At 67.1% G+C, this 15,030-nt stretch carries 11 protein-coding genes; 10 read left to right on the top strand and 1 reads right to left on the bottom strand.

The features are described from left to right. Positions 1–9 precede the first annotated feature (9 nt). The 4 genes from gspD to pncB all read left to right on the top strand — a co-directional run bounded on the left by gspD (position 10) and on the right by pncB (position 5,511). Positions 10–2,211 carry a type II secretion system secretin GspD gene (gene gspD, locus AC5P9L_RS00455; protein WP_005408033.1) on the top strand — a complete coding sequence of 734 codons (2,202 nt, stop codon included), beginning with the start codon at positions 10–12 and terminating at the stop codon, positions 2,209–2,211. Between the two features lie 332 nt (positions 2,212–2,543). After that, the gene (locus tag AC5P9L_RS00450) at positions 2,544–3,395 is read left to right on the top strand and encodes a glycosyltransferase family 2 protein (RefSeq protein ID WP_005412209.1); all 852 of its coding nucleotides are present in this window, start codon (positions 2,544–2,546) and stop codon (positions 3,393–3,395) included. Next, complete coding sequence (locus AC5P9L_RS00445) at positions 3,392–4,231, top strand: glycosyltransferase family 2 protein (RefSeq protein WP_262094960.1); 840 nt, start codon at positions 3,392–3,394, stop codon at positions 4,229–4,231. The genes AC5P9L_RS00450 and AC5P9L_RS00445 overlap by 4 nt, the downstream gene beginning before the upstream one ends. A 101-nt stretch (positions 4,232–4,332) precedes the next feature. Further along, complete coding sequence (gene pncB / locus AC5P9L_RS00440; RefSeq protein ID WP_088436097.1) at positions 4,333–5,511, top strand: nicotinate phosphoribosyltransferase; 1,179 nt, start codon at positions 4,333–4,335, stop codon at positions 5,509–5,511. Between the two features lie 10 nt (positions 5,512–5,521). Here pncB and AC5P9L_RS00435 read toward each other — a convergent pair whose 3' ends face one another. Further along, positions 5,522–5,887: a hypothetical protein gene (locus tag AC5P9L_RS00435; protein ID WP_005408037.1), complete on the bottom strand. Its 366-nt coding sequence runs from the start codon at positions 5,885–5,887 to the stop codon at positions 5,522–5,524. Between the two features lie 459 nt (positions 5,888–6,346). Here AC5P9L_RS00435 and AC5P9L_RS00430 point away from each other — a divergent pair, with 459 nt between their 5' ends. The 6 genes from AC5P9L_RS00430 to AC5P9L_RS00405 all read left to right on the top strand — a co-directional run bounded on the left by AC5P9L_RS00430 (position 6,347) and on the right by AC5P9L_RS00405 (position 15,028). Continuing rightward, entirely contained in the window at positions 6,347–6,886 is a 540-nt protein-coding gene (locus tag AC5P9L_RS00430; protein ID WP_005408038.1) for a fimbrial protein, read from the top strand. An 85-nt stretch (positions 6,887–6,971) separates the two neighbouring features. Next, entirely contained in the window at positions 6,972–7,700 is a 729-nt protein-coding gene (locus tag AC5P9L_RS00425) for a fimbrial biogenesis chaperone (RefSeq protein WP_005408039.1), read from the top strand. A gap of 92 nt (positions 7,701–7,792) precedes the next feature. Beyond that, on the top strand, positions 7,793–10,357 hold the full coding sequence (locus AC5P9L_RS00420; protein WP_315974382.1) for a fimbria/pilus outer membrane usher protein: 2,565 nt from the start codon (positions 7,793–7,795) through the stop codon (positions 10,355–10,357). Further along, a complete protein-coding gene (locus tag AC5P9L_RS00415; protein ID WP_262101890.1) occupies positions 10,348–11,379 on the top strand; it encodes a fimbrial protein in 1,032 nt (343 codons plus the stop codon). The genes AC5P9L_RS00420 and AC5P9L_RS00415 overlap by 10 nt, the downstream gene beginning before the upstream one ends. Before the next feature lie 266 nt (positions 11,380–11,645). Further along, positions 11,646–12,830 (top strand): non-hydrolyzing UDP-N-acetylglucosamine 2-epimerase, encoded by a 1,185-nt coding sequence (gene wecB, locus AC5P9L_RS00410; protein ID WP_262101891.1) that lies wholly within the window; start codon positions 11,646–11,648, stop codon positions 12,828–12,830. Next, a complete protein-coding gene (locus tag AC5P9L_RS00405; RefSeq protein ID WP_262101892.1) occupies positions 12,827–15,028 on the top strand; it encodes a cellulose biosynthesis cyclic di-GMP-binding regulatory protein BcsB in 2,202 nt (733 codons plus the stop codon). Before wecB ends, AC5P9L_RS00405 begins: the two co-directional genes overlap by 4 nt. The last annotated feature ends 2 nt before the right edge of the window (positions 15,029–15,030 follow it).

The following is a 15,030-nucleotide window of genomic DNA, read 5'->3' as shown; positions in this document are numbered from 1 at the left end:
AGTGAATGCATGAGCCTGCGTTTTCTTCCCTGGTCCTTTGCCCTCGCGCTGCTGGTCGGCTGCAGCACCGTGTCCGCGCCGCATGTGCAGCGCAAGGGCAATCTGTCGCCGACTGCCGAGGCCGGCCAGGCAGCTGATGTCGCAGCAGATGCTGCCCGTGACGCCCAGGGCGCTCCGCAGGCGGTGATCCGCCGTGGCACCGGCACCATGATCAACCGCGAAGCAGCACGTGCACCGGCTCCGGCGCTGCATGGCGCCAGCACCGGTGAAGCAACCTTCAATTTCGAAGGCGAGTCGGTGCACGCGGTGGTCAAGGCCATCCTCGGTGACATGCTGGGCCAGAACTACGTGATCGCACCGGGCGTGCAGGGCACGGTGACCCTGGCCACGCCCAAGCCGGTGTCGCCGGCGCAGGCGTTGAACCTGCTGGAGATGGTGCTGGGCTGGAACAACGCCCGCATGGTCTACAGCGGTGGCCGCTACAACATCGTCGCTGCCGACCAGGCGCTGGCCGGTACGGTTGCGCCGAGCACGGCGCCTGCAGCCAGTGCGCGTGGCTTCGAGGTACGGGTGATCCCGCTGCAGTTCATCTCCGCCACCGAGATGAAGAAGGTGCTGGAGCCTTATGCGCGGCCCAATGCGATCGTCAACGTCGACAGCGGCCGCAACGTGATCACCCTGGGCGGTACCCGCGCCGAGCTGGAAAACTACATGCGCACCGTCGAGATCTTCGACGTCGACTGGCTGTCGGGCATGTCGGTGGGCGTGTTCCCGATCCAGTCGGGCAAGGCCGAGCAGGTCGCTGCCGACCTGGAGAAGGTGTTCGGCGAGGAGAGCAAGACCCCCAGCGCCGGCATGTTCCGCTTCCTGCCGCTGGAAAACGCCAACGCCGTGCTGGTGATCACCCCGCAGGTGCGTTACCTGGACCAGATCCAGCAGTGGCTGGACCGTATCGATACCGCCGGTGGCAGCGCCCGCCTGTTCTCCTACGAGCTGCGCTACATCAAGGCGCGCGACCTGGCCGAGCGCCTCAGTGAAGCCTTCGCCAGCAGCGGCAATCGTGGCGGCTCCAGCCCGGCATCGCTGGCACCCGGCGCGATTCCATCGCAGCTGGGCAGCGATGGCGAGCGCGGCATGGACAGCAACAACAGCAGCAGTTTCGGTTCGACCCCGGGCAGTGGTTCCAGCGGTGCCGGCAACGGCAGCATGAACCTGCCGCAGCGCCAGTCCGGCAACGTCAGCGTCAGCCTGGAAGTGGAAGGCGATCGCGTGGGCGTGTCGGCGGTGGAGGAGACCAATACCCTGCTGGTGCGTTCGACCCCGCAGGCCTGGCGCTCGATTCGCGAGGTGATCGAGAAGCTGGACGTGATGCCGCTGCAGGTGCACATCGAAGCCCAGGTGGCCGAGGTGTCGCTGGATGGTGACCTGAAGTACGGCGTGAACTGGTTCTTCGACAATGCCGTGGCCGGGCGTGCACTGACGGGAGCATTGGGCGGCGTGACCCTGCCGGCAGCAGCGGGTGGCTCCTGGAGCAGCTTCGCCGGTGCCGCGACCGGTGGCGAAGGCCTGGGCTGGGCATTCACCGGCCACAATGGTGCGGCGGTGGTGAGCGCGCTGGACAAGGTCACCGATGTACGCCTGCTGCAGACCCCCTCGGTGTTCGTGCGCAACAACGCCGAGGCCACGCTCAACGTGGGCGACAAGGTGCCGATCAACACCACCACGGTCAACACCGGTATCGGCACCGGCACCTACAGCTCTGTGCAGTACATCGACACCGGCGTGATCCTGAAGGTGCGCCCGCGCGTAACCCGCGATGGCACGGTGTTCCTCGATATCGTGCAGGAAGTGAGCAGCGCCTCGAACGTGCCCGACAACTGCAATCCGACCGAGCGCAACTGCAACCCGCGGATTTCCACCAAGAAGCTGTCGACCGAAGCGGCGGTGCAGAGCGGCGACACCATCATGCTGGCCGGCCTGATCACCGATTCGGCCACCGATGGCAGCAGCGGCATTCCCGGCCTGAGCCGGATTCCGGTGGTCGGCGCGCTGTTCGGGCAGAAGAGCCGCACCAGCCGCCGTTCGGAGGTGATCGTGCTGCTGACCCCGAGCATCGTGCGCAACGGGCAGGAAGCGCGGAATCTGACCGACGAGTACAGCCAGCGCTTCCGTGCGATGGAGCCGCTGAACCAGCCGCGCGCAAAGAAGTAAGGGGGTTTGCGGCCGGGCTGCGCCCGGTACCCGCAGAGGCCGGAGCTGGAGCAACAGCAACAGCAACAGCGGGTTTACTGAGGGGTGGCGGGGCGGTGTGGGTTGGCAGGACACGCCGTAAACCCACAGGCCGGCCCAGCCGCCAGCGGCTGGGCCGGGCCCCGGAAGGGGGACTTGCAGCGTCCCCCGCAACCGGACCCACCCCGCCAACCCCAGGAACCCAGCTCTTGCTTCGGCTGTTGCTGTTGCCCTGGCCTGAAGCGGGTGCCGGTGCAACCCGGCCGATACCCTCCCGGTGCTAGGCTGTGGCTAACGACAACCACGGAGGCGGGATGGGGGCGATCGTGTTGTTGCCGCTGTGCGTGGACGATGCCGCGCTCGACCGCTGCCTGGCCGCACTGGATGCCGGCACCGCGCCGGGCACCGCGGTCTGGTTGGCGGACGATGCGCAGACCGGGCCGCGCGCGCAGGCGGTGGTGGAACACTGGTTGGCGCATACGCCACTGCAGGCCGAGTACACCCGCCGCGCGCGGCCGCTGGGCGAGGTGGCCCACCTGGACGAGATGTTGCGCGCCTGCGATGGCATGGACGTGGCGGTGCTGGCACCGGACAGCGTGCCCGCGCCAGGCTGGCTGCAGCAGCTGCAGGACACCTTCGCCCGCGATGCCGCCATCGCCACCGCAACCCCGTGGTGCAATGCCGGCGAAACCGCTGCGTGGCCACGGCTGGGCGAAATCAATCCCGAACCCCATGATCCGGCCCTGCTGGCGCATACCTGTGCCACATTGCCAACCCTGCACCCCGAGCTGCCGTCCGCAGTCACCCATGCGGTGCTGGTGCGGGGCAACGCGCGTCGACGTGCCGGGGGCCTGGACGTGGACAGCTACGCCGGCTGGAACGCGGCGCTGGTGGACCTGAGCCTACGCATGGCCGGCCTGGGATGGCGCAACGTGCTGTGCGAGACCGCCTTCGTCAGCCGGGCGGGGGAGGCGGTCAGCCGTGACGGCGATCTTGAAGCGCTGGCTGCGCGCTGGCCGGGCTGGGTGCCTCGGTTGGCGGACTTCCTGATGCACGACCCGCTGCACGGGCTGCGTGCCGACCTGCAGCAGCGCATGCGGCAGGCGATAATGCCGAAGGAACAGGGCGACCTGTTCGTTCCTTCCGCGCCGGAGCCACCCGTTTGAATGTTGCCATCGCCGCCATCGTCGTCACCTACCAGAGCGGCAGCACCATCGATGCCTGTCTCTCCCGTCTGTGCCAGGCGCGGGACGTGGCCGAAATCCGGGTGATCGACAACGGCTCGATGGATGGCACGCTGGATATCGTGCAGCGCCATGCCAGCCACGACCCGCGCGTGCGTTTTGTCGGCAATCCGGACAATCCCGGCTTTGCCGCCGCAAACAATCAGGGGGTGGCCGATTCGCACAGCCCGTGGCTGGCCTTCATCAACCCGGACCTGATGGTCGAGCCCGATACTCTGGCCGAGCTGCGCAGCCGTGCCGAACGGTTGGGGGATTGCCTGCTGGGTGTCGAACAGCTGGACGAGCATGGCCATGCCGACGAGGCCGTGCGCCGTCGTGATCCGGATTTCCTGTTGATGCTGCGTTCGCCCGGCAAAGGCTCGAAGCTGTCGGTCCCGCGCGATCCGCAGCAGGCGCTGCAGCGGGTGCCGGCGTTGTCTGGCGCGCTGCTGCTGATGCCGCGTGCGCTGTTCGACCGCATCGGTGGCTGGGACGCCGGCTATCGCCTGCACGCCGAAGACCTGGACTTGTGCCGGCGCGCACGTGAGGCTGGCGCGGTGGTGGCGATCGCCAACGACCTGCAGGTCACCCATGTGCGCGGTGTCTCCAGCCGCTCACGGCCGTTCTTCGTGGAATGGCACAAGCACCGGGGCCTGTGGCGCTATTTCCGGAAGTTCGAGGCCAGTCAGCGTTCGCTGCCGGTGCGCGTGGCGGTGTGGGGCGCGATCTGGGCGCACGCCCTGATGCTGGTGCCGCGCCTGCTGCGCAGGTCGTTGTAGAGCCGAGCCCACGCTCGGCTGCATGGATAGGGTCATCCACGCATGGTGTGGATCCACTGGCCGCGCCCCCGGTTCACCCTGCTGGGCGCATAATCCGCCCCATGCCTATCATCCAGTCCCTGCTCGACACCGACCTGTACAAGTTCACCATGATGCAGGCGGTGCTCCACCAGCACCCCGGTGCCCAGGTGCAGTACCGGTTCAAGTGCCGCACGCCCGGCATCGACCTGGCCCATTACATCGACCAGATCGACGAAGAGATCGACCACCTGTGCAGCCTGCGTTTCAGCGACGCGGAGCTGGATTACATGCGTGGCCTGCGCTTCGTGAAGCCCGACTTCGCCGATTTCCTCGGCCTGTTCCACCTCGACCGCAAGTACATCCAGCTGCGCGCGTCGAAGGCCGTGCCTGGCGAGATCGAACTGGACATCACCGGCCCGTGGCTGCACACCATCCTGTTCGAAGTGCCGCTGCTGGCGATCATCAACGAAGTCTGGTTCCGCAACACCACCACCGCCGACTTCGCCGAAGGCGAGCGCCGCCTGCAGGCCAAGGCCGCGCTGCTGCGCGATACCCCCGGTTTCGAACAGTGCCGCATCGCCGACTACGGCAGCCGTCGCCGCTACTCGCGCGACTGGCACGCGCGCCTGCTGCCGCTGCTGCGCGATGCACTGGGCCCGCAGCTGGTCGGCACCAGCAACGTGCACTTCGCCCGCCTGTATGGCATGACCCCGCACGGCACCATGGCCCATGAGTATCTGCAGGCCTTCCAGGCGCTGGGCCCACGCCTGCGTGACTCGCAGGTGGCGGCGCTGGAATCGTGGGCACGCGAGTATCGCGGCGACCTAGGTATCGCGCTGTCCGACGTGGTCGGCCTGGATGCGTTCCTGCGCGACTTCGATATGTACTTCTGCAAGCTGTTCGACGGTGTCCGCCACGATTCGGGCGATCCGTTCGACTGGGGCGACCGCATGCTGGCGCACTTCCAGCAGCGCCGCGTCGATCCGCGCAGCAAGGTGCTGGTGTTCAGCGATGGGCTCGACATCGCCAAGGTCATGCGCCTGTACGACTACTTCCGTGGTCGCTGCCAGGTCGCGTTCGGCGTCGGCACCCACCTGACCAATGATCTGGGTCCGACGCCGCTGAACATCGTGATCAAGATGGTCCGCTGCAACGGCCAGCCGGTGGCCAAGCTCAGCGATTCGCCGGGCAAGAGCATGTGCGACGACCCCGGCTACCTGGCCTACCTGCGCCAGGTCTTCGAGCTGCCGCCGGCATAAACACGTCGGCTTACAGGTAGTCGACCACCACCAGGTAGGCACCCTGCAGCGGCTGCTGCTTCGAAGCCTGCACGCTGTAGCGCTCGGAGAAGGCGATATCGCCGGCGCGCATCGCGCTGGCCGACACCGACAGCTTCTGCCCCTGGCGCTTGCCGTCGCGCAGCGTCGCGGCTTGGCCATCGGCCAGCGCCGTCACAGCCACCGTCGAGCCCTTGGCCGACGGCGGGCAGGCCGCCAGGCTCAGCTCGCCCTGGGACAGGTTGGTCATGCAGCCCGGCTCGGCGATACGGCCGCTGAAACGAATGCTGCCGCTGCTGGCTTGGGCCAGCGCACTGACGGACATCAGGGCCACGCACAGCAGAAGGGAGGTTCTCATGACACGTTCTCTGGTTCGGTGTGTCCTAGTTAGCGACAGGTTCGATCCGTCTTTAATAGGACGATTCCGAATCTGCTAGGGCCATCACCAACAAAGAGTGATGCGCATCAAATAAGGTGATTTCCGCCTTAAAAAGGCCTGTTTACGCGCATGCCGAATGCGCCACCAGGTGCGTCATGCAGGGTCGTTTGTGGCCTGATCCGGCCACCGTCAAATTCCTTGCGCTCCCCCAATCATGATTTCGCCTAACACGTCACATTTGAGGCGTCAATGAATTGGCGTTCAGAAAAATAATGAGACTTTCATCACAGTTGTGCCTATACTTGCGTCACGGATTCAGGGGAAGGTATGTCCGAGTCCGGCCACAGGTGAGACGCAAGGATGGGTCTTGATAGCCCGGCAGTGCTCCTTGCTTCCTCCTCTACTTCTCATCTCTTCAGTAGGGTTAGGTAAAAGCGAATGCACAAGATCAACCTCATTGCCGCTCTGATGCTGGCCGCCGCTCCGCTGGCCGCCAACGCCGCCGACGGCACCATCACCTTCAACGGCAAGGTGACCGACAAGACCTGCACCATCTCGACCCCGGGCGGCAAGGACTTCGCCGTCAACCTGCCGACCGTGTCCAAGAACACCCTGGCCACCGCCGGTGCCGTTGCCGGTCGTACCCCGTTCGCCATCAACCTGACCAAGTGCAGCGCCGGCAACGTCGCGACCTACTTCGAGCCGGGTTCGACCGTTGACTTCAACACCGGCCGCCTGCTGAACCAGGCCTCGGCCAACGCTGCCACCAACGTGCAGCTGCAGCTGCTGGGCTCGAACAACCAGGTCCTGCCGATCAAGGCTGCAGGCGCTGGCCTGGCCCAGACCAACTCGCAGTGGGTCACCGTCGGCACCGACGGCTCGGCCGACCTGAACTACTACGCTGAGTACTACGCCACTGCCGCCGCCACCCCGGGCGACGTCACCAGCAGCGTCAAGTACACGATCATCTACAACTGATCGTAGCCGTACCCGCACTGGCCGGCGTACGCGCCGGCCAGTGCATCGCGGCCCCTGGCCACATACCTCGAGCGTAGTACTTCCGATGAAAGCATTCTTTCCCCGGGCGCTGCTGCTGGCAGCGTTCACGCTGCCCTTCTGCCAGAACGCTCTGGCCGGCGTGGTGGTCAATGGCACGCGAGTGATCTATCCGGCGCAGGCGCGCGAAGTCACCGTGCAGGTCGACAACGTGGGCGATTCGCCGGCGCTGGTGCAGGCCTGGATCGACAGCGGCGACGCCAACCAGACCGCCGATACCAGCGATGCCCCGTTCGTACTGACGCCGCCGATCGCGCGTGTCGAGCCGGGCCGCAGCCAGGCGCTGCGACTGATCTTCTCCGGCGCGCAGTTGCCGACCGACCGCGAGTCGGTGTTCTGGCTCAACGTGCTGGATGTGCCGCCGTCCCCGGACAACGCTGACAGCGGCGAACAGAATTACCTGCAGGTCGCGTTTCGTTCGCGCCTGAAGCTTTTCTACCGGCCGCAGGGCCTGAAGGGCGTCGCCAACGATGCACCGGCAGCGCTGCGCTGGACCCGCAATGGCGACCGCCTGCGGGTGGAAAACCCGAGCCCCTTCCACGTCACTCTGGCCGAAGTACATGCCGTGACCGGCAGCAGTGAAAAGGCCGTCGAGGACAAGGGCGCGATGGTCGCGCCGAAGCAGAGCCTGGAGTTCGCCGCACCGGCGGGCACCGACCAGGTCCGCTTCATCACCATCAACGACTACGGCGGCCGGGTGGAACACACCATCCGCCTCGGCAGCACCGGGGGCTGAACGCGCCGCGCCGGCCCCTGGCCTGCGCATCCCGCCACCGCCGCTGTGCGGCGAATTGAAGGAATGTCAGTGTGATCGGAAACAGATTGACATTGTCGATCCATCAGGCGCTTTGCCTGTTGGTTGCTGGCGTGGCCTGCCCAGGATGGGCGCTGGCTGCTCCGGCCAATCTCGGCGAACAGGCGCTGATGGCGCAGAGTGGTGCGGCCAATGCGCGTGCACCGGAATCGGCCCAGTTCAACTCCAGCTTCCTGTCTGGCCAGGCCAAGCAGGTCGACCTGGCGGCCTTCAGCAACGGCAACCCGATGGTGGCCGGCAACTATCGTGTCGACGTGTACGTCAACGGTGCCTGGCAGGGCCGTCGCGATCTGCAGTTCAAGGCCGATGCGCAGGGCCGTGTCGACGCCTGCCTGCCGCTGCCGATGCTGGAAGAAATGGGCGTGGACAGCGAGGCCGTGCTGCTGCAGCAGGATCCGTCCGTGCCCACCGACAAGACCAGCTGCGTGCCGGTCCAGCAGCGCATGGCCAATGCCTATGGTGTCTATGACAGCGGCAACCTGCGCTACGACCTGAGCATCCCGCAGGTGTTCCTGCGCCGCGAGGCGCGTGGCTACGTCAACCCGGCGCTGTGGGACCGTGGCATCAATGCCGGCTTCGTCGGCTACAGCTTCAATGCCATCGACAGCGACAGCCGTGTCGAAGGTGGCCAGCGCAACCGCAGCGCCTACCTCGGCCTCAACGCCGGCCTGAACCTGGGTGGCTGGCAGTTCCGCCACGACTCCAACCTGACCTGGACCGAGGGTGACGGCCGCCATTGGCAGAGCATCGCCACCTATGCGCAGCGCGGCATCCCGCAGGTGCGCGGCATGCTCACCATCGGTGAGGCCTACACCACCGGTGAACTGTTCGATTCGATCGGCTACCGCGGTGCCAGCCTGGCCAGCGACGACCGCATGCTGCCCGATTCGCTGCGCGGCTACGCGCCGGTCGTGCGCGGTATTGCCGAGACCAATGCGCGGGTGGAAGTGCGCCAGAACGAGCAGCTGATCTACTCCTCCACGGTGTCTCCGGGCAGCTTCGTCATCGACGACCTGTACCCGACCGGTTACGGCGGCGATCTGGAAGTGAGCGTGATCGAAGCCGATGGCCGTCGCCGCGAATTCAAGGTGCCGTTCGGTTCGGTGCCGCAGATGCTGCGCGAAGGCGTGTCGCGTTACTCGCTGACCGCCGGCCAGGTGCGCAACAAGCTGCTGGCCGATGAGCCGTGGCTGGTGCAGGGCACTTACCAGCGCGGCATCGGCAACCAGCTGACGCTGTACGGCGGCAGTGCACTGAGTGATGGCTACCTGTCGCTGCTGTACGGCGTCGGCCTGTCCACGCCGGTTGGCGCGTTTGCCGCCGACGTCACCCACGCCCGTACGACGTTCGACCACTACGGCAACCACACCGGTGCCAGCGTGCGCTTGAGCTACAGCAACATGATCGGCGAGACCGGGACCAACCTGACCCTGGCCGCCTACCGCTATTCGACCGAAGGCTTCTACAGCCTGCAGGATGCGCTGTACGGCCGTGATTCGGACAAGCGCGGCATCGATCCGACCACCCGTGGCCGCCAGCGCAGCCAGTTCCAGGTGACCCTGAACCAGCCGTTGGGCCGTCGTGGCGGCGCGCTGTACGTGACCGGCTCGGTGCGCGACTTCTACGACCGTTCCGGCACCTCCAAGCAGTACCAGGTCGGCTACAACAACGCCTGGCGTTCGGTGAACTACGGCTTCTCGGCGCTGCGCACCGAAGAGGGCGTACTCGGTCGCTCGGATACCCAGTACCTGCTGTCGATGAGCGTGCCGCTGGGCCGTGGTACCCACCCGGTGTCGTTCAGTGCTGATCTCGGCGTGCGCGACCGCGGGGGCTACGACAACAGCCGCGTTGGCATCACCGGTTCGGCTGGTGTCGACAACAACTTCAGCTATGGCGCGGCCCTGTCCGATTCCCGCGAGGGCAGCACCACCGCGATCGGCAACGTCGAATACCGCAGCCGCTATTCCGCATTGAACGCCAGCTACAGCCACTCGCGTGACTTCCGTCAGGCTTCGGTGGGTGCCAATGGCAGCGTGGTCGTGCATCCGGGTGGTTTCACCTTCACCCCGCAGCGTGGCGACACCATGGTGCTGGTGGAAGCACCGGGCGCGCGCGATGCGATCGTCAGCAACGCCCCGGGCCTGCGTGTCGATGGCCGCGGCTACGCCGTGGTGCCGTACGTGTCGCCGTACCGCCTCAACACCGTCACCCTCGACCCGCAGGGCATGGCCCACGACGTCGAGCTGGAAAGCACCAGCCAGGCGATCGCGCCGTTCGCCGGTGCCATCAGCTACCTGCGCTTCGATACCCGCAAGGGCAACGCGCTGCTGATCCAGGTGCGCAACCCGGATGGCCGCACCATGCCGTTCGGTGCGCAGGTCAAGGACGAGCAGGGCCAGCCGGTGGGCATGGTCAGCCAGGGCGGCCGCCTGTATGTGCGCAGCGAAAAGAACCAGGGCCGCCTGCTGGTGGAGTGGGGCGCCGGCGCCGACCAGCGCTGCACCGTCGATTACCAGGTTCCGGCGGGCGCCGATGCGTCCAAGACCGGCTTCATCCCGCTGGAGGCAGCATGCCGATGATTTCTTCCCGAGGCCGCAAGGCGCTGGCTGCCGTGGCCGTGCTCGGTGGTGTGTTGCTGGCGCAGCAGGCCAGCGCTGCGTGCCGGATCAGCTCCAGCTGGTTCACGGCCCAGGACGTCACCATGGACATGGGCCAGATCGTGATCCTGCCCAGCACACCGGTGGGCGGGGTGATCAAGGAAATCAGCGAGTCGATCACCCAGCGCGACCGTGTGGCCAGCTGCGACTGGAACGGTGGCCGTTCGATCGGCGAGTACGTCAACGCGGCACAGAAGCGCCCGGTTGCTGGTTTTGCGGACACCTTTGAAACTGATGTCCCCGGCGTCGGCATCAAGCTTTTCCGCGATGCAGGGTCGTTCCAGGTCTATTACCCGCACTCGATTCCCTTCGGTTACACGACCGTCACGCTGAACGGCGGTCGCTTCCGCATCCAGCTGATCAAGACTGCCGCGCAGACCGGTTCCGGTGTGATCGCGCCGAATGGCCGCTTCACCACGTACTACTTCGACGGCGATGGCCCTGGCCGCCCCGTGCTGACCTCGACCTTCAAGGGCTCGGGCACCACCGTGGTCAGCCCGACCTGCGAAGTGCAGGCCGGCAGCCGCAACATCGCCGTCGATTTCGGCAGCGTGCCCAACACCAGCTTCACCGGTGTCGGTTCCAAGGCGGTCAATCGTGATTTCGAGATCCGCCTGAACTGCCAGGGCAGCAATGTTGCCCAGTACCAGAGCAAGATCGGCATCCGCCTCGATGCCGACCAGGACAGCTCGAACATGCCGGGCGTGCTGAAGCTGAGCGCCGCCAGCAACAGCGCCACCCGCATCGGCATCCAGATGGTCCAGCGTGACGGCACCACCGAGCGCGAAGTCCGCTTCGGCCAGACCATCAACGTGGGCACCACCGCGCCGGGGACCAGCGTCATGGCGCTGCCGCTGCGCGCCCGTTACGTGCAGACCCAGGCCGGCACGGTGGGTGCGGGTGTCGCGAACGGCCAGGCCACCTTCACCATCCAGTACGAGTAAGGCAGCCCAGGCTGCGGCCACTGCTGCGTTTCACTGCAACGTCGCCCGTTCCACGGGCGGCGTTGACTGCGTCTTGATCTTCCAACGATGAAGATCAATGCCACGACGCGCGTACCATCATTCGAATGTGATGTACGTCGCGATTTTGGAGTTTCCTCATGAGGTGACCGTCTCCTGCCTGCGGGTGTTGGACGGGAACGCCGAAAGGATCCAGACGTGGCTACAGCTCCTGGCATTCCCTCGCGCCGTCCGTCCGGAGCGCTGCGGTGAAGGTCCTGTCGGTGTTCGGCACGCGACCGGAAGCGATCAAGATGGGGCCGCTGGTGCGTGCCCTGGCCGAGGCTGCGGACATCGAATCGGTGGTCTGCATCACCGGCCAGCACCGGGCAATGCTGGACCAGGTGATGTCGCTGTTCGAGATCACCGCCGACCATGACCTCGATGTCATGGTGCCCAACCAGACCCTCAATGGCTTGTGCGCGAAGCTGTTCGAGCGGCTTGACGCGCTGTACACGCAGGTTCGTCCGGATCGGGTGCTGGTGCACGGCGATACCACCACCGCGATGACCGCCGCTCTGGCCGCGTTCCACCACCGCATTCCGATCGGCCATGTCGAGGCCGGACTGCGCACCGGTGACATCAACCGGCCGTGGCCGGAGGAAATGAACCGGCGGGTGATCGATGTGGTCGGCCACCAGCTGTACGCGCCGACGCCCAGCTCGCGCGCCAACCTGGCCGGTGAACACCTGGGCGGGCAGATCCTGGTCACCGGCAACACCGTCATCGATGCCCTGCAGCAGACCGTAGAGCGCCTGGATGCCGACCCGGCGCTGCGTGCGCGGGCTGACGAACCCTTCCACATGCTTGACCCCGATCGTCGCCTGCTGCTGGTTACCGGCCACCGCCGCGAGAGCTTCGGCCAGGGCTTCGAGGACATCTGCCGCGCGCTGGCTGAGCTGGCCCGGCGGCCGGACCTGCAGGTGCTGTACCCGGTGCATCTGAACCCGAACGTGCAGGGCCCGGTCAACGCCCACCTCGGCCATCTCGACAACGTGCACCTGGTGCCGCCGCAGGACTACCTGCGCTTCGTGCGGCTGATGCAGCGCGCCGACGTCATCCTCACCGACTCCGGTGGCGTGCAGGAAGAGGCACCGGCGCTGGCCAAGCCGGTGCTGGTCATGCGCGACGTCACCGAACGCCCGGAGGCGGTCGAGGCCGGTGTGGTGACGCTGGTCGGCACCACGCCCTCGCGCATTGTCGAGGCGGTCAACGCGGCACTGGCACAACCACCGCACCCGACCCGCTTCGATCCCGACGCCAGCCCCTACGGCGATGGCCGCGCCAGCGCGCGCATCGTCGCCGCCCTGCGTGGCACGCCGCTTCCCGAATTCTCGCCCGGCCTCCGCAGCAGCGGCGCCCTCCACCCCCACCCACGCGAAGTGACGCCATGACCCAGACCGGCCGCTCTCCCCTGTTTGCATCCGCCGCCGCGTTCGTCCTGTCGGGCGTGGTTGGCAGTGCCCATGCCGCCGACAGCGTCGCCGGCCAGTTCGCCGAGTGGAGCGGTGACAGCACGGTCAGCCGGCAGATGACCCTGCGCGAACTCGGTTTCCGCCAACCGCTGGTGCTCAGCGGGCAGGAGAGCCAGCGCGAGATCTACCTGCCGGTGCCGGCCGGTGTCGCCACCCGCGATGCGCAGCTGCAGCTGGACGGGCGCTACGTGCGCGGCCATGCCGGGCGCACGTCCGGCCTGTGGTCGGTCGATGGCGATCCGATCGCCGCACGCTCGATCACCGATGCACAGGGTGACGCCAGCCAGCTGCTGGCCATCGATGGCGAACCCCGCCAGAACGGCTTCGTGCGGGTCGGCGTCGGCTGGTGGTCGATCGTGTCCGACTACCAATGTGCCGACCAGAGCGCGCCGGCCAACGTGCTGCGGCTGTCGCCGGACTCGCGCTTCAGCTACCGCTTCGACGGCCGCGCCGTGGACACCGTGGCCAAGGCCTGGGGCGCGCTGCCCCCGCAGGTGCGCCTGCTGGTGGACGGCAAGGCGCTGCAGGCCCCCATCTACGACGCGGCCTGGCGCATTGGCACGGCCCTGCAGGCCGGTGGCAAGCAGGTGCAGGTGCTGGCGCTGCCCAAGGTCGGTGACAGCGTCGACCTGACCGGCATCAGCATCCCGGCCAGCCTGCAGGTCGTGCCGGCCTATGCCGCGCTGGCCACTGGCGAGCGCGCGCATGCGATCAAGGATCTGGCCGAAGTGGGGGCACTGCTGTCGCTGCGTGACAGTGGGCCGCTGGCCGCCGAGGTGATGATCGGCAGCGATGCGCTGCGGGCCGGCGTGCGCGCGGGACTGGATGCGCTCGCTGCACAGGTCGGCGCCACCGGCGCCGATGCGGGCACCGCGTTCGCCGCGTGGCGCGGTACCGACATGGGCGGCCTGGAAAAGCCCGCGGCCACCGCCTCGGTCCGCGTGGTGGCCGTTGCCGGCCGTCCGACGCTGGTAGTCGACCCGGCGGCGGCGGGCAAGGTCGCCGGGCTGTTCGCCGAACAGTGGCGCAGCTATGCGCTGGGCCGTAGCCTGCAGGTCAGCGCAGCGGGCACGCCGAAGCTGGACGGTGACCAGGTGCTGCTGAGCCGGCTCGGCAACATTGCCGGCTCCATGGATGTGGTGACCCGCGCCGACCGCAGCGCCAGCTTTGATCTGGGGGCGCTGTCGGCCGACGGCCGCCTGCCCGAGGAAGTGGTGATCGATGTCTCGGCGGCCCCCAATGCGGCCGGGCAGGGCGCGGTGGCCACGATCCATTTCAACGATTACCTGCTGGGCGGCAAGGTGCTGTCGGCCAACGGCCAGCCGCAGCGGCTGGTGGCCAGGGTGCCGGCCTACGCGCTGTCGGCACGCAACGAGATCCGCGTCAGCTTCCTGCGCCAGCCGGCACGCCCCTATTGCCACGATCCGGCCACCGCGTATCCGGTCTCGATCCTGCCCAGCAGCCACCTGACCCTGGCCAAACGTTCGCTGGGCAGTGACTTCGTCGGTGCCAGCAGCCAGCTGTCACGCGGCAACCAGATGTTCGTGCCCGCTACGTGGCTGCAGGACGCGCCGGCATCGCTGCGCAAGGTGATCGCGGTGGCCAGTGCAGTGGGGGCCTCGCCAGAGGCGTCGGAGCTGAAGGTGGTCGATGCCGGTGCGGCGATCAGCCCGGGTGCGCCGTGGCTGGCTTTCGGTGTGGCGCCGTCGGGTGTCGATGTGGCCGGCCTGAAGGACGGCCACCTGCTGATCGGCGGGAAGCCTCAGCCGCTGCTGGATGTCAGCGGCCTGGATCGCGCCGCGGTGGTGCAGGTCGGCACCTCCGGCGGCCAGCTTGGCGTGCTGTACAGCGATCTGGGTGCACAGGCACCGTCGTTCGGCGCACCGTTCCGGCTGCTGCGCGGTGATCTGGCGGTGCTCGACGGCAGTGATGCCGTGCGCGAGTTCGATCGCCAGGATCCTTACGGGGGCCGAGTTGCCCAGGATGGCAATCCACAATCGAAGTGGGAACGGCACATGGTCTGGTTGCTGCTGCTGGTCGGCGTGATCGTGTTCGCGCTGCTGGCCGCCCGCGTCACCCAGGTGCGCCGCCGCAAGTCCGCCAACACAGGGCACTGATC

It is taken from the genome of Stenotrophomonas sp. YJH_SMC_64, assembly GCF_059371375.1.
The sequence above is the reverse complement of the archived record's forward strand: the minus strand, read 5'-3'. Positions and strand labels throughout refer to the sequence as shown.

What these genes read in the sequence shown, in the direction of transcription:
- gspD (WP_005408033.1), top strand. Translation starts at nt 10, where the DNA reads ATGAGCCTGCGTTTTCTTCCCTGGTCCTTTGCCCTCGCGCTGCTGGTC.
- AC5P9L_RS00450 (WP_005412209.1), top strand. Translation starts at nt 2,544, where the DNA reads ATGGGGGCGATCGTGTTGTTGCCGCTGTGCGTGGACGATGCCGCGCTC.
- pncB (WP_088436097.1), top strand. Translation starts at nt 4,333, where the DNA reads ATGCCTATCATCCAGTCCCTGCTCGACACCGACCTGTACAAGTTCACC.
- AC5P9L_RS00435 (WP_005408037.1), bottom strand. Translation starts at nt 5,887, where the DNA reads ATGAGAACCTCCCTTCTGCTGTGCGTGGCCCTGATGTCCGTCAGTGCG.
- AC5P9L_RS00430 (WP_005408038.1), top strand. Translation starts at nt 6,347, where the DNA reads ATGCACAAGATCAACCTCATTGCCGCTCTGATGCTGGCCGCCGCTCCG.
- AC5P9L_RS00425 (WP_005408039.1), top strand. Translation starts at nt 6,972, where the DNA reads ATGAAAGCATTCTTTCCCCGGGCGCTGCTGCTGGCAGCGTTCACGCTG.
- AC5P9L_RS00415 (WP_262101890.1), top strand. Translation starts at nt 10,348, where the DNA reads ATGCCGATGATTTCTTCCCGAGGCCGCAAGGCGCTGGCTGCCGTGGCC.
- AC5P9L_RS00405 (WP_262101892.1), top strand. Translation starts at nt 12,827, where the DNA reads ATGACCCAGACCGGCCGCTCTCCCCTGTTTGCATCCGCCGCCGCGTTC.